18 protein-coding genes are annotated in these 19,484 nt (G+C 70.5%); 15 read left to right on the forward strand and 3 right to left on the reverse strand.

Annotated features, from left to right (window positions below; genetic code table 11):
- Positions 1-6: 6 nt before the first annotated feature.
- A complete protein-coding gene (locus BGK67_RS20490) occupies positions 7-918 on the forward strand; it encodes a glutaminase (protein WP_069921448.1) in 912 nt (303 codons plus the stop codon).
- Positions 919-1,318: 400 nt separating this feature from the next.
- Here the strand turns inward: BGK67_RS20490 and BGK67_RS20495 are convergent, their stop codons facing one another.
- Positions 1,319-1,849, reverse strand: a complete 531-nt coding sequence (locus BGK67_RS20495; RefSeq protein WP_069921449.1) for a GNAT family N-acetyltransferase — start codon at positions 1,847-1,849, stop codon at positions 1,319-1,321.
- A gap of 98 nt (positions 1,850-1,947) precedes the next feature.
- Between BGK67_RS20495 and BGK67_RS20500 the strand changes: the two genes are divergently transcribed.
- Positions 1,948-3,231, forward strand: coding sequence for a geranylgeranyl reductase family protein (locus BGK67_RS20500; RefSeq protein ID WP_069921450.1), 1,284 nt, complete (start codon positions 1,948-1,950; stop codon positions 3,229-3,231).
- Here BGK67_RS20500 and BGK67_RS20505 read toward each other — a convergent pair.
- Positions 3,197-3,505, reverse strand: a complete 309-nt coding sequence (locus tag BGK67_RS20505) for a hypothetical protein (protein ID WP_069921451.1) — start codon at positions 3,503-3,505, stop codon at positions 3,197-3,199. The two genes, BGK67_RS20500 and BGK67_RS20505, sit on opposite strands and share 35 nt — an antisense overlap.
- A 107-nt stretch (positions 3,506-3,612) precedes the next feature.
- Positions 3,613-4,458, reverse strand: coding sequence for a C40 family peptidase (locus BGK67_RS20510; protein ID WP_069921452.1), 846 nt, complete (start codon positions 4,456-4,458; stop codon positions 3,613-3,615).
- A gap of 797 nt (positions 4,459-5,255) precedes the next feature.
- Between BGK67_RS20510 and BGK67_RS20515 the strand changes: the two genes are divergently transcribed.
- The 13 genes from BGK67_RS20515 to BGK67_RS20575 are packed head-to-tail and all read left to right on the forward strand — an operon-like array spanning position 5,256 to position 19,484.
- A complete protein-coding gene (locus BGK67_RS20515) occupies positions 5,256-5,615 on the forward strand; it encodes an NADH-quinone oxidoreductase subunit A (protein ID WP_069921453.1) in 360 nt (119 codons plus the stop codon).
- Positions 5,616-5,630: 15 nt separating this feature from the next.
- A complete protein-coding gene (locus BGK67_RS20520; RefSeq protein WP_007265818.1) occupies positions 5,631-6,185 on the forward strand; it encodes a NuoB/complex I 20 kDa subunit family protein in 555 nt (184 codons plus the stop codon).
- Positions 6,182-6,925: an NADH-quinone oxidoreductase subunit C gene (locus tag BGK67_RS20525; RefSeq protein ID WP_069921454.1), complete on the forward strand. Its 744-nt coding sequence runs from the start codon at positions 6,182-6,184 to the stop codon at positions 6,923-6,925. Before BGK67_RS20520 ends, BGK67_RS20525 begins: the two co-directional genes overlap by 4 nt.
- Positions 6,925-8,256: an NADH-quinone oxidoreductase subunit D gene (locus tag BGK67_RS20530; protein ID WP_069921455.1), complete on the forward strand. Its 1,332-nt coding sequence runs from the start codon at positions 6,925-6,927 to the stop codon at positions 8,254-8,256. Before BGK67_RS20525 ends, BGK67_RS20530 begins: the two co-directional genes overlap by 1 nt.
- Complete coding sequence (gene nuoE / locus BGK67_RS20535; protein WP_069921456.1) at positions 8,253-9,014, forward strand: NADH-quinone oxidoreductase subunit NuoE; 762 nt, start codon at positions 8,253-8,255, stop codon at positions 9,012-9,014. Before BGK67_RS20530 ends, nuoE begins: the two co-directional genes overlap by 4 nt.
- Positions 9,014-10,390: an NADH-quinone oxidoreductase subunit NuoF gene (gene nuoF / locus BGK67_RS20540; protein WP_069921457.1), complete on the forward strand. Its 1,377-nt coding sequence runs from the start codon at positions 9,014-9,016 to the stop codon at positions 10,388-10,390. Before nuoE ends, nuoF begins: the two co-directional genes overlap by 1 nt.
- Complete coding sequence (locus BGK67_RS20545) at positions 10,387-12,894, forward strand: NADH-quinone oxidoreductase subunit G (RefSeq protein ID WP_069921458.1); 2,508 nt, start codon at positions 10,387-10,389, stop codon at positions 12,892-12,894. The genes nuoF and BGK67_RS20545 overlap by 4 nt, the downstream gene beginning before the upstream one ends.
- A complete protein-coding gene (gene nuoH / locus BGK67_RS20550) occupies positions 12,891-14,261 on the forward strand; it encodes an NADH-quinone oxidoreductase subunit NuoH (RefSeq protein ID WP_069921459.1) in 1,371 nt (456 codons plus the stop codon). The genes BGK67_RS20545 and nuoH overlap by 4 nt, the downstream gene beginning before the upstream one ends.
- The gene (nuoI, locus tag BGK67_RS20555; protein WP_069921460.1) at positions 14,254-14,892 is read left to right on the forward strand and encodes an NADH-quinone oxidoreductase subunit NuoI; all 639 of its coding nucleotides are present in this window, start codon (positions 14,254-14,256) and stop codon (positions 14,890-14,892) included. The genes nuoH and nuoI overlap by 8 nt, the downstream gene beginning before the upstream one ends.
- Complete coding sequence (locus BGK67_RS20560; RefSeq protein ID WP_069921461.1) at positions 14,889-15,707, forward strand: NADH-quinone oxidoreductase subunit J; 819 nt, start codon at positions 14,889-14,891, stop codon at positions 15,705-15,707. The genes nuoI and BGK67_RS20560 overlap by 4 nt, the downstream gene beginning before the upstream one ends.
- Positions 15,704-16,003: an NADH-quinone oxidoreductase subunit NuoK gene (nuoK, locus tag BGK67_RS20565; protein ID WP_030864698.1), complete on the forward strand. Its 300-nt coding sequence runs from the start codon at positions 15,704-15,706 to the stop codon at positions 16,001-16,003. The genes BGK67_RS20560 and nuoK overlap by 4 nt, the downstream gene beginning before the upstream one ends.
- Positions 16,004-16,015: 12 nt before the next feature.
- Entirely contained in the window at positions 16,016-17,911 is a 1,896-nt protein-coding gene (gene nuoL, locus BGK67_RS20570) for an NADH-quinone oxidoreductase subunit L (RefSeq protein WP_069921462.1), read from the forward strand.
- Between the two features lies 1 nt (position 17,912).
- Entirely contained in the window at positions 17,913-19,484 is a 1,572-nt protein-coding gene (locus BGK67_RS20575) for an NADH-quinone oxidoreductase subunit M (RefSeq protein WP_069921463.1), read from the forward strand.

Below are 19,484 nucleotides of genomic sequence, written 5' to 3' on the forward strand. Positions count from 1 at the left end.
GGACCAGTGGACTACCAGGCACTGCTGGAGCAGATCGCGGCCGACATCGCCCCGCTGGTGGGCAGCGGCACCCCCGCCGAGTACATCCCGGCGCTCGCGGCCGTGGAACCGGCCCAGTTCGGCATGGCCGTCGCCGACCTCGAGGGCAACGTCTTCGGGGTCGGGGACTGGCAGGTCCCCTTCTCCGCACAGTCCATCACCAAGGTCTTCGCGCTGGCGCTGGCCTTGGCGGAGGGCGGGGACGGGCTGTGGGAGCGGGTCGGACGGGAGCCGTCCGGCAACCCGTTCAACTCGCTCGTGCAGCTGGAGTACGAAAACGGCATCCCGCGCAATCCGTTCATCAACGCGGGCGCGCTGGTGGTCACCGACCGGCTGCAGACCCTGACGGGCGACGCGAGCAGCGAACTCCTCGACTTCCTGCGCGCCGAGAGCGGGAACCCGGGCCTCGCCTTCGACGCGGAGGTGGCCGCCTCCGAGCAGGAGCACGGGGACCGCAACGCGGCCGTGGCCCACTTCATGGCCTCCTACGGCAACATCGACAACCCCGTACCGGCCCTGCTGGACCACTACTTCTGGCAGTGCTCGATCGAGATGAGCTGCGCCGACCTGGCCCGGGCGGGGCTCTTCCTGGCCCGGCACGGGCTGCGGGCCGACGGGTCCCGCCTGCTCACGCGCAGCGAGGCGAAGCAGATCAACGCGGTGATGCTGACCTGTGGGACGTACGACGCGGCGGGGGAGTTCGCGTACCGCGTCGGGCTGCCGGGCAAGAGCGGGGTCGGGGGCGGGATCGTGGCCGTCGTGCCGGGGCAGTGCGTGCTGGCCGTGTGGAGCCCCGGGTTGGACCCGCACGGCAACTCGGTCGCGGGCGTGGCCGCCCTGGACCGTTTCACGACCCTGACGGGCCTGTCCGTCTTCTGACGAGCCGAGCCCCCGTACCCCCTCCCCGGCTTCGCCGGACTCCGTCCGCCGGGCCCTGGGGCGGGCCGCAGGGCCGGGGCCGGTGCGCTGGCCCCCGCTGCGCGGAGCGGTCCCCTACCCGCCCTTCCACCGTTCCCGCCTCATCGCCGGCGCGGCTCCCAACACGGCGCTCCGCGCCCGCGCCTCAAACGCCGGCGGGGCTGGAGGTTGCCGGTGCGGCTTCCTACACGGCGCTTCGCGCGCCGGGGCACAACCAGCCCCGCCGGCGTTTGAGGCGCGGGGTCTGGGGCGGAGCCCCAGGTCTTTGGGCCGCGCCGGTGCGCGGGGCCCGGGCACATCCAGCCCCGCCGGCGTTTGAGGCGCGGGTCTGGGCGGCGCCCAGGCTCCGGGCAGCGGGGGGTCAGGGGCGGTCGAGCTTCAGTTCGTAGCGGCGGCCGTAGCGCGAGCCCCCCGGCAGGAGAAAGCGTTCCGCCAGCGTCATGCCCAACCGCTCCGCCACCGCGACCGACCGCACGTTCGTGTCCTCGATCATCGCCACCACCCGCGGCACCCCGGCCCCCCGCACCCGCTCCAGCGTCGCCAGCGCAGCGGCATACGCGTAGCCCCGCCCCCACGCCGCCCGCCCCCGCCGCCCGCCGATCTCGATCTCCCCCACCGGCCCCCACTCCTTCTCCCGCGGCCACGGCTGCGCTCCCGTGAAGCCGAGGACCGAGCCCTCCTCGTCCAGCAGCGTCCACAGGCAGTAGCCGAGCTGCGCGTCGTGCATGCGCTGGCGGGCGGTGATCTCCACGTAAGAGGAGAGCTCCGCCGGGCCGCCGAGGAACTCCATGACGTCCGGGTCGTCGAACACCCCGTGCCAGGCGTGCGCGTCCTCGTGGGTGGGCACGCGCATCTGTACGGCGGGGAGCGGCCGGGTCGGCGAGGTGGTCACAGGAGGCAGCCCTTCGGTTCGCGATCTCTCTCGCTGCATAGACTGCACATGTCCGGTGCCGTTGGGCACCCTTTATCGAGCCTTCGGGAGACCCCGCAGTGACCGAGCCCCTCTCCGAACACTCCGCGGACGTGATCGTCGTCGGGGCCGGGCCCGCCGGCTCCACCACCGCGTACTACCTCGCCAAGGCCGGACTGGACGTCCTGCTGCTGGAGAAGACCGCGTTCCCCCGCGAGAAGGTCTGCGGCGACGGGCTGACCCCGCGGGCCACCAAGCAGCTGGTCGCGATGGGCATCGACATCTCCGAAGAGGCCGGCTGGCTCCGCAACAAGGGCCTGCGCATCATCGGCGGCGGCCAGCGGCTCCAGCTGGACTGGCCGGAACTCGCCTCCTTCCCGGACTACGGACTCGTCCGCAAGCGCGACGACTTCGACGAGACCCTGGCCCGCCAGGCGCAGAAGGCCGGCGCCCGCCTCTACGAGCGCTGCAACGTCGGCGAGCCCGTCCGCGACCCCCGTACCGGCCACATCACCGGCGTGCAGGCCAAGCTGGGCGAGGAGAAGACCCCGGTCACCTTCAGCGCCCCGTTGGTCGTCGCCGCCGACGGCAACTCCTCGCGGCTGTCGCTCGCCATGGGCCTGCACCGGCGCGAGGACCGCCCGATGGGCGTCGCGGTGCGGACGTACTTCACCTCGCCGCGGCACGACGACGACTACCTGGAGTCGTGGCTGGAACTGTGGGACCGGCGCGGCCCCCAGGACCGGCTGCTGCCCGGCTACGGCTGGATCTTCGGCATGGGCGACGGCACGTCCAACGTCGGCCTGGGCATCCTGAACTCCTCCTCCGCCTTCAAGGAGCTGGACTGGCGCGAGGTCCTCAAGGCCTGGTGCGCGTCCATGCCGGAGGACTGGGGCTACACCCCCGATAACATGACCCAGCCGATCCGCGGCGCGGCCCTGCCGATGGCGTTCAACCGGCAGCCGCACTACACCAAGGGCCTGCTGCTCGTCGGTGACGCGGGCGGCCTGGTCAACCCGTTCAACGGCGAGGGCATCGCCTACGCCATGGAGTCGGGCCAGATCGCGGCCGACGTCATCGTGCAGGCGCACGCCCGGTCCACCCCGGCCCAGCGCGAACTGGCGCTGCACAACTACCCGAAGGTGCTGAAGGAGACGTACGGCGGCTACTACACGCTCGGCCGTGCCTTCGTGAAGCTGATCGGCAACCCGAAGGTCATGAAGGTCGCCACGCAGCGCGGCCTGACGCACCCGGTGCTGATGAAGTTCACGCTCAAGATGCTGGCCAACCTCACCGACCCGACGGGCGGCGACGCGATGGACCGCATCATCAACGGCCTGTCGAAGGTGGCCCCGAAGGCCTGAGGCCGCGGTCCGGCGGGCCGGGCGGGGTCTCCCCGCTCCGGTCCGCCTCCGCGTGCACGGTACGCACGCACCGGGCCGGCAGGAGCAGCCCGCACACCAGCATCGCGCCCGAGGCGGTCCAGCCGAGCGCGAGCGCCGGCGGGGGCCCGGGCTTCAGCCAGGGGCGGGCGGTGGTCAGCAGCCAGCCGCCGACGGCGAGCAGGGCGAGCCCGAGCGCGGCCCGGGCGGCGGTGGGGTCGCCGGGGCCGTGCTCCTCGTAGGGCTTCGGGTGCACGCCGCCATCTTCGCAGGACCCGGGATGCGGGCGTGACGAAGGGCCGGTACTCCACCCCCGAGCGGGGGAGTACCGGCCCTTGCGCCGCTTCGGGCGGTGCGGGCGGCTCAGAGGACGCGCACGGCACCCGTCGGCTTGTCGTAGTTCATGCTGCGCTCGACGATGCCGGTGCTGGGGTTCTGCGCGCCGACGAACTTGCCGCCGCCGACGTAGAGGGCGACGTGGTAGGCGCTGCCCTTGGAGCCCCAGTACAGGATGTCGCCCGGCTGCAGGGCGCTCAGCGACACCGAGGTGCCGGCAGAGGACTGCGCCTGGGACATGCGCGGCAGGCTGATGCCGGCCTGGCGGTAGGCGGCCTGGACGAGGCCGGAGCAGTCGAACGAGGACGGGCCGGTGCCGCCCATCACGTACGCCTTGCCGACCTGGGCGCGGGCGAAGTTCACGATGGCGGCGGCGGAGCCGGTCGCCGGGGCGGCCACGGAGGCGCCGGAGCCGTCGCTGGGGGTCGCGGCGGACTTCGTCGACAGCGCGGAGCGGGCGCTGTTGCGGCTGGCGCGCTCGGCCTCGGCCTTGCGGTCGGCCTCTTCCTTGGCCTTCTTGGCCGCGGCGTCGTCGTCGGCCTTCTTCTGGGCCGCTTCCTTCGCCTGCCGGGCCTCGGCGGCGGCGCCGGTGCGGGCGCTCTCCTCCTGGGCCGTCAGTTCGCCCTCGACGGCGGCCGCGCGGGTGTTCTCGGCGGCGGTGGCGACGGCGGAGGAGACCTCGGCGGCCAGGTCCAGGTTCAGGACCGGCATTTCGAGCGTCGTCTCGGCCACGGGCTCGGCGGGGGACGCGCTCGCGGTGCCGGCCATGGCGAGGGTGCTGAGGACGCCACCGGCAACTCCGGCGCGGACCGCGAGCTTCGAGGCGCTGCGGCGGGGCTTCCGGTGGCTGGGTATGTGAGCGGTGTGGGACATGAGAACAACCGCTATCAGGGTGCGAGGGTTCCCTTCAAGAAACGTGGCTTGCGCCACAGTTGCGCGCGAACGGCTCTAACCGGGCGCGCCGCGCCTTTTATTGACGCCGTAACGGACAGAACGGACACGCTGTCACAAGCCTGTGATCATGGGGTTTCAGCAATAAGTCCGGATTGATCCTCGGACTACCATCCCTCCGCACAGATGGCCAAGCCCTCTTTCCCCATCACGAAACGGGAGTGGCGCAGGTCACAGGAGCGTCACGCTGTGCGGACGCTGTGGGCCTTCCGTGACCTCGCCGTGAACTCGCTGTCGGAGTTCGTGAACGGATGCACGCGCAGGGGGGTGTCCCGGGACCGCCGCGTCCACCTCCGTACGCACGACCTCCCCCGACCGGGCGACGCCGGTTCCTTTACCACCGCGACGGACGCAGCGCCAATTTGCTTGCAATGGCCATCATTTGATAGGGCGACACCTCTTCCACCTGCGGCAACCCGCCCGGATGTCACCTTTGGTGATCATGTGGATGCTTCGCGTACGAAGATCACGACTCATCGGACTTGATGATCGTTCGCCGGGTGGTGGAGATCACAAACTCGGTGTTGTTACCCGTGTCGCAGATCACAGAGCAGCAGGCATAAGATGCGCACGAGTCCGGCTTGTGAACTGCCTCACATGGATGCGTTCGATCCACGCGCGATCTTCGCGAGGCGGGGCACGCCCCGGCTGCCGCTGGGAAGTGCCCCCAGCCGGCGCAGCGGTCCAACGGTCAAGGACGACTGGAAGGAGCGAGGAGCGTGAATGCGTACGCGCCCATCCTCGTGCTCGGCGCCCTCGGCGCAGGGTTTGCGATCTTCTCCGTGGTCATGGCCACGCTGATCGGCCCAAAACGGTACAACCGGGCAAAGCTCGAGGCGTACGAGTGCGGCATCGAGCCCACTCCGCAGCCGGCCGGCGGCGGCCGCTTCCCCATCAAGTACTACCTGACGGCGATGCTCTTCATCATCTTCGATATCGAGGTCGTCTTCCTCTACCCCTGGGCCGTCACCTTCGACTCCCTGGGGATCTTCGGGCTCGTGGAGATGCTCCTCTTCGTGCTCACCGTCTTCGTCGCCTACGCCTACGTGTGGCGCCGCGGCGGCCTGGAATGGGACTGAGGGGCTGAATTTCCCATGGGACTTGAAGAGAAGCTGCCGAGCGGCTTTCTGCTGACCACCGTCGAACAGGCGGCGGGCTGGGTGCGCAAGTCATCCGTCTTTCCCGCGACCTTCGGCCTGGCCTGCTGCGCCATCGAGATGATGACCACCGGAGCGGGACGCTACGACCTGGCCCGCTTCGGCATGGAGGTCTTCCGGGGCTCCCCCCGCCAGGCCGACCTGATGATCGTGGCCGGCCGGGTCAGCCAGAAGATGGCGCCGGTACTGCGGCAGGTGTACGACCAGATGCCGGCTCCCAAATGGGTCATCTCCATGGGGGTTTGTGCTTCTTCGGGCGGAATGTTCAACAACTACGCGATCGTCCAGGGCGTCGACCACATCGTCCCGGTGGACATCTACCTGCCCGGCTGCCCGCCGCGCCCCGAAATGCTGATGGACGCGATCCTCAAGCTCCACCAGAAGATCCAGGGCTCGAAGCTCGGCGTGAACCGGGAAGAGGCGGCGCGTGAGGCGGAGGAGGCGGCCCTCAAGGCCCTCCCCACCATCGAGATGAAGGGGCTGCTCCGGTGAGCGAGACCCGAGAGCCGGAGAACGGCGACAACGGCAACGGCAACGGCGGGAACAACCTCCCCGCCCCGCGCCCGAGCGGCCCCGAGGTCATCGGCGTCCGCAAGGGCATGTTCGGAGCGGCGGGCGGCGGCGACACCAGCGGCTACGGCGGCCTGGTCCGCACCGTGGCCCTGCCCGGCGCGGCGAGCCGCCCGTACGGCTCCTACTTCGACGAGGTGGCCGACGAACTCGAAGGCGCCCTGGAGGAGCAGGACCTGGTCCCCGAGAACGCCATCGAGAAGACCGTGGTCGACCGGGGCGAGCTCACCTTCCACATCGCCCGCGAGCACCTCGTCCAGGTGGCGCGCACCCTGCGCGACGACCCCGCCCTGCGCTTCGAGCTCTGCACCGGAGTCTCCGGGGTGCACTTCCCCGGGGACAAGGGCCGCGAGCTGCACGCCGTCTACCACCTGCGCTCGCTCACCCACGGCCGGATCCTGCGGCTGGAGGTGTCCGTCCCGGACAGCGACCCGCACGTCCCCTCGCTCGTCTCCGTCTACCCGACCAACGACTGGCACGAGCGCGAGACGTACGACTTCTTCGGCCTGGTCTTCGACGGGCACCCCGCCCTCACCCGGATCATGATGCCGGACGACTGGCAGGGCTTCCCGCAGCGCAAGGACTACCCGCTCGGCGGCATCGCCGTCGAGTACAAGGGCGCCCAGATCCCGGCTCCCGACCAGCGGAGGTCGTACAGCTGATGAACACCCCGAACGCATCGCACGCCTCCGCGCGCGAGACGACCGAAGGCACCGTCTACACCGTCACCGGCGGCGACTGGGACGAGATCGTCCGGTCCGCGGCCAAGGCCGACGACGAGCGGATCGTCGTCAACATGGGCCCGCAGCACCCGTCCACCCACGGAGTGCTCCGCCTGATCCTGGAGATCGACGGCGAGACGGTCACCGAGGCCCGCTGCGGCATCGGCTACCTGCACACCGGCATCGAGAAGAACCTCGAGTTCCGGAACTGGACGCAGGGCACCACCTTCGTGACGCGCATGGACTACCTGACGCCGTTCTTCAACGAGACGGCGTACTGCCTCGGCGTCGAGAAGCTGCTCGGCATCACCGACCAGATCCCGGACCGCGCCACCGTCATCCGCGTCCTGCTGATGGAGCTCAACCGGCTCTCCTCCCACCTGGTGTGCATCGCCACCGGCGGCATGGAGCTGGGCGCGACGACGATCATGATCTACGGCTTCCGCGACCGCGAGCTGATCCTCGACGTCTTCGAGCTGATCACCGGACTGCGCATGAACCACGCGTTCGTCCGCCCCGGCGGCCTGGCGCAGGACCTGCCGCCGGGCGCCGTCGACCAGCTGCGCGAGTTCGTGAAGACCATGAAGAAGAACCTGCCGGAGTACGACAAGCTCGCCACCGGCAACCCCATCTTCAAGGCCCGCATGCAGGACGTCGGCTACCTCGACCTCACCGGAGCCATGGCGCTCGGCGCCACCGGCCCGATCCTGCGCTCCGCGGGACTGCCCCACGACCTGCGCAAGTCGGACCCGTACTGCGGCTACGAGGACTACGAGTTCGACGCGCCGACCACCGAGACCTGCGACTCCTACGGACGCTTCCTGATCCGCCTGGAGGAGATGCGCCAGTCCCTGCGGATCGTCGAGCAGTGCCTGGACCGGCTGGAGCCGGGCCCGGTGATGGTCGCCGACAAGAAGATCGCCTGGCCGGCGCAGCTCGCGATGGGCCCCGACGGGCTCGGCAACTCGCTCGACCACATCAAGAACATCATGGGCACCTCCATGGAGGCCCTCATCCACCACTTCAAGCTGGTGACCGAGGGCTTCCGGGTCCCCGCCGGGCAGGCCTACGCGGCCGTCGAGTCCCCCAAGGGCGAGCTCGGCGTCCACGTCGTCTCCGACGGCGGCACCCGCCCCTACCGGGTCCACTTCCGCGACCCGTCCTTCACCAACCTCCAGGCCATGGCAGCGATGTGCGAGGGCGGCCAGGTCGCCGACGTCATCGTCGCCGTCGCCTCCATCGACCCCGTGATGGGAGGCGTCGACCGATGACCGACATCTCATTGGGCATGCCGCAGCTTCCCGCCCCCGACTTCCCGGCCGACGTACGCGAGCGCCTCGAAGCGGACGCGAAGCAGGTCATCGCCCGCTATCCCGACAGCCGCAGCGCGCTGCTGCCGCTGCTGCACCTGTGCCAGTCGCAGGAGGGCCACGTCTCGCGCACCGGCATCCGCTTCTGCGCCGAGGTGCTGGGCCTGACCACCGCCGAGGTCACGGCGGTGGCGACGTTCTACACGATGTACCGGCGCAGGCCCTCCGGGGACTACCAGGTCGGCGTCTGTACGAACACCCTGTGCGCGGTCATGGGCGGCGACGCCATCTTCGAGGAGCTCAAGGAGCACCTCGGCGTCGGCAACAACGAGACCACCCCCGACGGCAAGGTCACCCTCGAGCACATCGAGTGCAACGCGGCCTGCGACTACGCCCCCGTGGTGATGGTCAACTGGGAGTTCTTCGACAACCAGACCCCCGAGTCCGCCAAGGCCATGGTGGACGACCTGCTGGCCGGCCGCCCCGTCGAGCCGACCCGGGGCGCGCCCCTGTGCACGTACAAGGACACGGCCCGGATCCTCGCCGGTTTCCCCGACGAGCGCGAGGGCGCGGTCGAGGCGACCGGCGGCGCCGGCCCCGCCTCCCTGATCGGCCTGCGCATCGCCCGCGGCGAGTCCCCGCGCACCCCGATCGTGCACCCGCGCGGCGAGGCGGGCGGCGCGTCCCGTGGCGACACCACCACCGAGGGAGGGGAGTGATGTCCGTGTCATCCAAGGAAAGTCATGGGGGCACCGCCCAGCCGGAGGCTGGGGGAGGGACGAGTCCGGAAAAGCTCCTCGCCCCCGTCCTCTCCGCGTTCTGGGACGAGCCCGCCTCGTGGACGCTGGAGACCTACCGGCGGCACGAGGGCTACGAAGGCCTGCGCAAGGCCCTCGCGATGACCCCGGACGACCTCATCGCCTACGTGAAGGACTCGGGCCTGCGCGGCCGCGGCGGCGCGGGCTTCCCCACCGGCATGAAGTGGCAGTTCATCCCGCAGGGCGACGGAAAGCCGCACTACCTCGTCGTGAACGCGGACGAGTCGGAGCCGGGAACCTGCAAGGACATCCCCCTCCTCTTCGCCAACCCGCACTCCCTCATCGAGGGAATGATCATCGCCTGCTACGCGATCCGCTCGCAGCACGCCTTCATCTACCTGCGCGGCGAGGTCGTACCGGTCCTGCGGCGCCTGCACGAGGCGGTGCGCGAGGCGTACGAGGCCGGCTACCTCGGGAAGGACATCCTCGGGAGCGGGCTCGACCTCGACATCACGGTGCACGCGGGAGCGGGCGCGTACATCTGCGGCGAGGAGACGGCTCTGCTCGACTCCCTCGAAGGCCGGCGCGGCCAGCCCCGGCTGCGTCCTCCCTTCCCGGCCGTGGAGGGGCTCTACGCGTGCCCCACCGTCGTCAACAACGTGGAGTCCATCGCCTCGGTCCCCGCGATCCTGAACAAGGGCAAGGACTGGTTCAAGTCGATGGGGACCGAGAAGTCCCCCGGCTTCACCCTGTACTCGCTCTCCGGGCACGTCGCGGGCCCCGGCCAGTACGAGGCCCCGCTCGGCATCACCCTGCGCCAGCTGCTCGACATGAGCGGCGGGATGCGGCCCGGGCACCGGCTGAAGTTCTGGACCCCGGGCGGCTCCTCCACCCCCATGTTCACGGACGAGCACCTCGACGTCCCGCTGGACTACGAGGGTGTGGGCGCGGCCGGCTCGATGCTCGGCACCAAGGCGCTCCAGTGCTTCGACGAGACGACCTGCGTGGTGCGGGCCGTGACCCGGTGGACCGAGTTCTACGCCCACGAGTCCTGCGGCAAGTGCACGCCCTGCCGCGAGGGCACCTACTGGCTGGTCCAGCTGCTGCGCGACATCGAGGCCGGCAAGGGCGCCATGTCCGACCTCGACAAGCTGAACGACATCGCCGACAACATCAACGGCAAGTCCTTCTGCGCGCTCGGCGACGGCGCCGCCAGCCCCATCTTCTCCTCGCTCAAGTACTTCCGCGCGGAGTACGAGCAGCACATCACGGGCAAGGGCTGCCCCTTCGACCCCAGGAAGTCGACCCTCTGGGCTGACACGGAGGTGAACGCATGACCGTCACCACGAACGCTCCCGCCGGTGGCGGGGAGGCTGCGGTGCCACCGGAGGACCTGGTGTCGCTGACCATCGACGGGGTCGAGCTGTCGGTCCCCAAGGGCACGCTGGTCATCCGGGCCGCCGAGCAGCTGGGCATCGAGATCCCCCGGTTCTGCGACCACCCCCTGCTCTCCCCGGCCGGCGCCTGCCGCCAGTGCATCGTCGAGGTCGAGGGCCAGCGCAAGCCGATGGCCTCCTGCACCATCACCTGCACCGACGGCATGGTCGTCAAGACGCAGCTGACCTCCGAGGTCGCCGACAAGTCCCAGCGCGGTGTGATGGAGCTGCTGCTCATCAACCACCCGCTGGACTGCCCGGTCTGCGACAAGGGCGGCGAGTGCCCGCTGCAGAACCAGGCGATGTCGCACGGCAACGCCGAGTCCCGGTTCGAGGGCCGCAAGCGCACCTACGAGAAGCCGGTCCCGATCTCCACGCAGGTGCTGCTGGACCGCGAGCGGTGCGTGCTCTGCGCGCGCTGCACCCGCTTCTCCAACGAGATCGCCGGCGACCCGATGATCGAGCTGCTGGAGCGCGGCGCGCTCCAGCAGGTCGGCACCGGCGAGGGCGACCCCTTCGAGTCGTACTTCTCCGGCAACACCATCCAGATCTGCCCCGTCGGCGCCCTCACCTCCGCCGCGTACCGGTTCCGCTCCCGCCCCTTCGACCTCGTCTCCTCCCCGAGCGTGTGCGAGCACTGCGCGGGCGGCTGCGCGACCCGGACCGACCACCGCCGCGGCAAGGTGCTGCGCCGGCTGGCCGCGGAGGACCCCGAGGTCAACGAGGAGTGGATCTGCGACAAGGGCCGCTTCGCGTTCCGCTACGCCCAGCAGCGCGACCGGCTCACGACCCCGCTGGTGCGCAGCGCCGCCGGGGTCCTGGAGCCGGCGAGCTGGCCCGAGGCCCTGGAGGCCGCGGCCGGCGGCCTCGCCGGGGCGCGCGGCCGGGCCGGGGTGCTGACCGGCGGACGGCTCACCGTCGAGGACGCCTACGCGTACGCCAAGTTCGCGCGGGTGGTCCTGGACACCAACGACATCGACTTCCGGGCCCGGGTCCACAGCGCGGAGGAGGCCGACTTCCTGGCCGCCACCGTGGCCGGGACCGGCAAGGACCTCGACGGCCGCGGTGTCACCTACACCGCGCTGGAGGCGGCGCCCGCCGTCCTGCTCGCCGGCATCGAATCCGAGGAGGAGGCCCCCGGGGTCTTCCTGCGGCTGCGCAAGGCCCGCCGCAAGCACAAGCAGCGGACCTTCGCGCTGGCCCCCTTCGCCACCCGGGGCCTGGAGAAGGCGGGCGGCACCCTGCTGGCCGCCGCCCCCGGCACCGAGCCCGAGTGGCTGGACGCGCTCGCCTCCCGGACCGGCCTGGAAGCGGGCGGCGCGGACGCCGCCGACGCACTGCGCCAGCGCGGCGCCGTCATCGTCGTCGGGGAGCGCCTCGCCGCCGTGCCGGGCGCGCTGACCGCCGCCGTACGGGCGGCCACCGCGACCGGGGCGACGCTGGTGTGGATCCCGCGCCGGGCCGGTGAGCGGGCCGCCGTCGAGGCGGGCGCGCTGCCGTCCCTGCTGCCCGGCGGCCGCCCGGCCACCGACCCGCGGGCCCGCGACGAGGTCGCCACCGCCTGGGGGCTGGACGAACTCCCGCACCGCTACGGCCGCGACACCGGCCAGATCGTGGAGGCCGCGGCGACCCGCGAACTGTCCGCCCTGGTGGTGGCGGGCGTCGAGGTCGCGGACCTGCCGGACCCGGCCCGCGCGCGGACCGCCCTCCAGGAGGCCTTCGTCATCTCCCTGGAACTGCGGCCCAGCGAGGTCACCGAGCACGCGGACGTGGTCTTCCCGGTCGCCGCCGTGGTCGAGAAGGCGGGCGCCTTCATCAACTGGGAGGGCAGGGTCCGGCCGTTCGAGGCCGCGCTCAAGCCCGACCAGATGACCCGCCGCCTCGCCCCGGCCGACGCCCGCGTGCTGCACATGCTGGCCGACGCCGCCGACCGGCCCATCGCGCTGCCCGACGTACACGCCGTACGCCGCGAGCTCGACCGGCTCGGCGGCTGGGCCGGGGAGCGCGCCGCCCGGCAGTCCGCGGACACCGTGCCGCTGCCCCGCCCGGGCATCGGCGAGGCGGTCCTCGCGGGCCACCGGCTCCTCCTCGACCAGGGCAGGCTCCAGGACGGCGACGAAGCACTGGCCGGCACCCGGCACGAGGCGAGCGCCCGGCTCTCGGCGGCCACGGCGGCCGAGACGGGCGTCAAGAACGGGGACGTCCTCGCGGTCACCGGCCCGGCCGGCTCCGTGGAACTGCCCCTGCGGATCACCGAAATGCCCGACCGCGTGGTCTGGCTCCCGCTGAACTCCACCGGGTCCGGGGTCCTCGCCGACACCGGAGCCGGCCCGGGCACCCTCGTGCGGATCGGCCCCGCGACCCCGGCCGGCACCGGCGACACCACCATGGAGGTGGGCGCGTGAACGCGGTACAGCTTGCCGCCGAGGACCTGACCCTGTTCGGCAGGGACGTCTGGTGGCTCGTCGTCATCAAGGCGGTGTTCTGCTTCGCCTTCCTGATGGTGACCGTGCTCTTCTCCATCGTGTGGGAGCGCAAGGTCGTCGCCTGGATGCAGCTGCGCATCGGCCCCAACCGGCACGGCCCCTGGGGCCTGCTCCAGTCGCTCGCCGACGGCGTCAAGCTGATGCTGAAGGAAGACGTCATCGTCAAGCGGGCCGACAAGGTGGTCTACGTCCTGGCGCCGATCATCGCGGCGATCCCGGCCTTCATGGCCATCGCGGTGATCCCCTTCGGCCCGCCGGGCAACGAGGTCTCCATCTTCGGCCAGCGCACCACGATGCAGCTGACCGACCTGCCCATCGCGATGCTCTACGTCCTCGCGGTGGCCTCGGTCGGCATCTACGGCATCGTGCTGGCCGGCTGGTCCTCCGGCTCGACCTACCCGCTCCTCGGCGGCCTGCGCTCCTGCGCGCAGATGATCTCCTACGAGATCGCGATGGGCGCGGCCTTCGCCTCGGTCTTCCTCTACTCCGGGTCGATGTCGACCTCGGCGATCGTGGAGGCCCAGGCCGACCGCTGGTACATCATCCTGCTGCCGGTCTCCTTCATCATCTACGTCGTGACGATGGTCGGCGAGACCAACCGCGCCCCCTTCGACATGCCGGAGTCCGAGGGCGACCTCGTCGGCGGCTTCAACACCGAGTACTCGTCCATCAAGTTCGCGCTGTTCATGCTCGCCGAGTACGTCAACATGGTCACCGTCTCGGCGGTCTCCGTCACGCTCTTCCTGGGCGGCTGGCGGGCCCCGGCGCCGATCTCCACGTATTGGGAGGGCGCGAACCACGGCTGGTGGCCGATGCTCTGGTTCGTCCTCAAGGTGCAGCTGCTGCTCTTCTTCTTCATCTGGCTGCGCGGCACGCTGCCGCGCGTGCGCTACGACCAGCTGATGAAGCTCGGCTGGAAGGTCCTGATCCCGGTCTCCGTCGTCTGGCTGATGCTGGTCGCGACCGTGCGGGCGCTGCGCAACGAGAGTCACGACTTCAGCCAGATCGTCCTCTACGTCGGCGGCGCCGTCGTGGCGATCCTGCTCCTCTCCTTCATCGCGGACCTGTTCCGCGACAAACGCGAGAAGGCGGCCGCCGAGGCGGCCGGCAAGGCCGCCGCGGCCGAGCCCTTCGACCCGCTCGCGGGCGGGTTCCCCGTACCGCCCAAGCCCGGCCAGCACCTGGCACCCGTACCGCGCCGACGGCCGCGGAGCGAGCGGGAGCTGATTGTCAGTGGTGGCGCGAATACTGAGAGTGACCGAGAGGAGGGTGCTGAGAATGGCTGACACCGACCCGAACGAGAAGTGGCAGAACCCGGTGGCCGGCTTCGGCGTGACCTTCAAGGCCATGTTCAAGAAGCGCCTCACCGAGCAGTACCCGGAGCAGCCGAAGACCACCGCCCCGCGCTTCCACGGGCGGCACCAGCTCAACCGGCACCCCGACGGTCTGGAGAAGTGCATCGGGTGCGAGCTGTGCGCCTGGGCCTGTCCCGCCGACGCCATCTACGTGGAGGGCGCGGACAACACCGAGGAGGAGCGCTACTCCCCGGGCGAGCGGTACGGCCGGGTCTACCAGATCAACTACGCCCGCTGCATCCTGTGCGGGCTGTGCGTCGAGGCCTGCCCCACCCGGGCGCTGACCATGACGAACGAGTTCGAACTGGCCGACGCCAGCCGCGAGTCGCTCATCTACACCAAGGAGCAGCTGCTCGCCGGGCTCACCGAGGGCATGGTCGAGGCGCCGCACGCGATGTTCCCCGGCACCGAGGACACCGACTACTACCGCGGACTGGTGACGGGGGCCGCCCCCGGGACCGCCCGGCAGACGGCGACGTCCGAGGGGGACCAGGCCCCGCAGGAGGCGGCCTCCGACTTCGGTCCCACCGAGCCCGCCTCGCAGGAGGTGATCGGACGATGAGCGCCTCGCTCGCCGCGGCCGCCACCTCGCTCACCTCCACCGGTGAGGCGGTCCAGTTCTGGATCCTGGGCACGGTCGCCGTGATCGGCGCGCTGGCCACGATCCTGATGAAGAAGGCCGTGCACAGCGCCCTCAGCCTGGCCGGGACGATGATCATCCTGGCGGTCTTCTACCTCGCCAACGGGGCGTACTTCCTGGGCGTCGTCCAGGTCATCGTCTATACCGGCGCGATCATGATGCTCTTCCTCTTCGTGGTCATGCTCGTCGGCGTCACCGCCGCCGACTCCCTGAAGGAGACCATCAAGGGACAGCGCTGGCTGGCCGTCCTGTGCGGGCTCGGCTTCGGCATCCTGCTGATCGCCGGCATCGGCAACGCCGGGCTCACCCACTTCAACGGACTCGGCCGGATCAACTCCGCCGGGCACGTCGAGGGCCTGGCCCAGCTGATCTTCACCAAGTACGTCTTCGCCTTCGAGATCACCGGTGCGCTGCTGATCACCGCGGCCGTCGGCGCCATGGTGCTCACCCACCGCGAGCGCACCGAGCGTGCCGCCACCCAGCGCGAACTGGCCGAGCGCCGCGTCCGCGAGGGCGTCCAGCTCCCGCCGCTGCCCGCGCCCGGCGTCTACGCCCGGCACAACGCGGTGGACGTCGCCGGCCTGCTGCCGGACGGCACCCCGTCCGAGCTGACGGTCAGCAAGACCCTGCGGGCCCGCGGCCAGATCCGGGACGTCTCCGCCGAGGCGCTGTCCGACCTCAAGGCACTGGAGCAGGCCTCCTCGGAGCGCCTCGGCCGTGAGGAGGCCTCGAAGTGAATCCGGTCAACTACCTCTACCTGGCCGCCCTGCTGTTCACCATCGGCGCGGCCGGAGTACTGATCCGCAAGAACGCGATCGTGCTGTTCATGTGCGTGGAGCTGATGCTCAACGCCTGCAACCTCGCCTTCGTCGCCTTCTCGCGGATGCACGGCAACCTCGACGGCCAGATCATCGCCTTCTTCACGATGGTCGTCGCCGCCGCGGAGGTCGTGGTGGGCCTCGCGATCATCGTGTCGCTGTTCCGTACCCGCCACTCGGCCTCGGTCGACGACGCCAGCCTGATGAAGCTGTAAGGGGCGTTCACAGTGGAGAATCTGATTGCGCTGCTGGTGGCGGCGCCCCTGCTCGGAGCGGCGGTGCTGCTGTGCGGCGGCCGGCGCCTCGACAAGACCGGCCACTGGATCGGCACCCTGCTCGCGGCCGTCTCCTTCGGGATCGGCGCCGTGCTCTTCGCCGACATGCTGGGGCGCGGCGCCGACGACCGGACGCTGCACCAGCGGCTGTTCACCTGGATCCCCGTCGAGGGGTTCCAGGCCGACCTGGCCTTCCAGCTGGACCAGCTGTCGATGACCTTCGTCCTGCTGATCTCCGGGGTGGGCACGCTCATCCACGTGTACTCGATCGGGTACATGGAGCACGACGAGCGCCGCCGCCGCTTCTTCGGCTACCTCAACCTGTTCGTCGCGGCCATGCTGCTGCTGGTCCTCGCCGACAACTACCTGCTGCTGTACTTCGGCTGGGAGGGCGTGGGCCTCGCCTCCTACCTCCTGATCGGCTTCTGGCAGCACAAGCCCAGCGCGGCCACGGCCGCGAAGAAGGCCTTCCTGGTCAACCGGGTCGGCGACATGGGCCTGTCGATCGCGATCATGCTGATGTTCACCACCTTCGGGACCTTCGCCTTCGGGCCGGTGCTCGGCGCGGTGGGGGAGACGTCGGAGGGCACGCTGACGGCGATCGGCCTGATGCTGCTGCTGGCCGCCTGCGGCAAGTCGGCCCAGGTGCCCCTGCAGTCCTGGCTCGGTGACGCGATGGAGGGCCCGACCCCGGTCTCGGCCCTGATCCACGCGGCGACCATGGTGACGGCGGGCGTCTACCTGATCGTCCGCTCCGGGGCCGTCTTCAACGCGGCGCCCGACGCCCAGCTGGTGGTCACCATCGTGGGCGCGGTCACGCTGCTCTTCGGTGCGATCGTCGGTTGCGCGAAGGACGACATCAAGAAGGCCCTCGCCGGATCGACGATGTCCCAGATCGGCTACATGATCCTGGCGGCGGGCCTCGGCCCCATCGGCTACGTCTTCGCGATCATGCACCTGGTCACGCACGGCTTCTTCAAGGCCGGCCTCTTCCTCGGCGCGGGTTCCGTGATGCACGGGATGAACGACGAGGTCGACATGCGCAAGTACGGCGGCCTGCGGAAGTACATGCCGGTCACCTTCGTGACCTTCGGCCTCGGCTACCTCGCGATCATCGGCTTCCCGGGCCTGTCCGGGTTCTTCTCCAAGGACATGATCATCGAGGCGGCCTTCGCCAAGGGCGGCACCCAGGGCTGGATCCTCGGCGGCGTGGCCCTGCTGGGCGCCGGCATCACCGCCTTCTACATGACCCGCGTCATGCTCCTCACCTTCTTCGGCGAGAAGCGCTGGCAGGCGGACGCGGACGGGCACGAGCCCCACCCGCACGAGTCCCCGAAGTCCATGACGATCCCGATGATCATCCTGGCTTTCGGCTCGGTCTTCGCGGGCGGGTTCTTCGAGATCGGCGACCGCTTCGTGAACTGGCTGGAGCCCGTCACCGGTTACGCGCACGGCCACCCGCCGGTCAGCGCCCTGACGGTGACCGCAGCGACCATGGTGGTCCTCGTCATCGGCGTCGGCATCGCCTGGGCGATGTACGGCCGGCGGCCCGTCCCGGTCATCGCCCCGCGGGGCTCGGTCCTCACCCGGGCGGCCCGGCGGGACCTCCTCCAGGACGACTTCAACCACGTCGTGCTCGTGCGCGGCGGGGAGCACCTGACCCGCTCCCTCGTGTACGTCGACCACAGCCTGGTCGACGGGGTGGTCAACGGTACGGCCGCCTCCGTCGGCGGACTGTCCGGCCGGCTGCGCAAGCTGCAGAACGGCTACGCCCGCAGCTACGCGGTCTCGATGTTCGGGGGGACGGCGATCCTCATCGCCGCGACCCTGCTGATGAGGGCGGTGTGAGATGAGTTTCCCGCTACTGACGCTGACGGCCGCGGTCCCCGCGGTCGGAGCGATCCTGACGGCGGCCGTCCCGGCCGCCCGGCGGACCGCCGCCAAATGGCTCGCCCTGCTCTTCTCGCTGGCGACCCTGGCCCTGGCCGTGCTCGTCGCGATCCGCTTCGAGCCCGGCGGCGACCGCTACCAGCTCACCGAATCCCGCTCCTGGATCGCCGACTTCGGGGTCCGCTACGAGCTGGGCGTGGACGGGATCGGGGTGGTGCTCATCGGGCTCACCGCGCTCCTGATCCCCTTCGTGATCGCGGCGGGCTGGCACGACGCCGACCCGCTGGAGACGAATTCCTCGCGCTGGCGGCCGACGCAGGGCTTCTTCGCCCTGATCCTGCTGGTCGAGGCGATGGTGATCATCTCCTTCGAGGCCACCGACGTCTTCCTCTTCTACATCTTCTTCGAAGCCATGCTCATCCCGATGTACTTCCTCATCGGCGGCTTCGGGGACCGGGCCCATTCCGGGTCCGACGAGAACGCGGCCGCGCAGCGCTCCTACGCGGCGGTCAAGTTCCTCCTCTACAACCTGGCGGGCGGCCTGATCATGCTGGCCGCCGTCATCGGGCTCTACGTGGTCGCCGGGAACTTCTCGCTCCAGGAGATCGCCGCCGCCCGCGCCGCGGGCACGCTCGACATGGCGACCAACACCGAGCGTTGGCTGTTCCTCGGCTTCTTCTTCGCCTTCGCGGTGAAGGCCCCGCTGTGGCCGCTGCACACCTGGCTGCCGAACGCGATGGGCGAGGCCACCGCCCCGGTCGCCGTGCTGATCACCGCGGTCGTCGACAAGGTCGGCACCTTCGCGATGCTCCGCTTCTGCCTCGGCCTGTTCCCCGAGGCCAGCAAGTGGGCCACGCCGGTGATCCTGGTCCTGGCCCTGATCAGCATCGTCTACGGCGCGCTGGTCGCGGTCGGGCAGCGGGACATCAAGCGGCTGGTCGCCTACGCCTCCATCTCGCACTTCGGGTTCATCATCCTGGGCATCTTCGCGATGACCTCCCAGGGCCAGTCCGGCGCGACGCTCTACATGGTCAACCACGGTCTCTCGACGGCGGCCCTGATGCTGGTGGCCGGCTTCCTGATCTCGCGGCGCGGCTCGCGGCTCATCGCCGACTACGGCGGCGTGCAGAAGGTGGCCCCGGTCCTCGCCGGCACCTTCCTGATCGGCGGCCTCGCCACCCTCTCGCTGCCCGGGCTCGCGCCCTTCGTCAGTGAGTTCCTGGTCCTGGTCGGCACCTTCGCCCGGTACCCGGTCGTGGGCGTCATCGCCACCATCGGCATCGTGCTGGCCGCGCTCTACACGCTGGTGCTCTACCAGCGCACGATGACCGGCCCCGTGAAGGAGGAGGTCCGCACCATGCCGGACCTGCGCCTGCGGGAGGTGCTCGTGGTCGCCCCGCTGATCGCGCTGCTGATCGGGCTGGGCGTGTACCCGAAGGTGCTGACCGACATCGTCAACCCGGCGGTGGAGCACACCATGTCGGACGTGAAGCAGACCGACCCCGCACCTGAAGTGGAGGCGGCGAAGTGA

Origin of the sequence: Streptomyces subrutilus (assembly GCF_001746425.1) — a bacterium.
In the GTDB taxonomy this organism is placed as follows: domain Bacteria; phylum Actinomycetota; class Actinomycetes; order Streptomycetales; family Streptomycetaceae; genus Streptomyces; species Streptomyces subrutilus_A.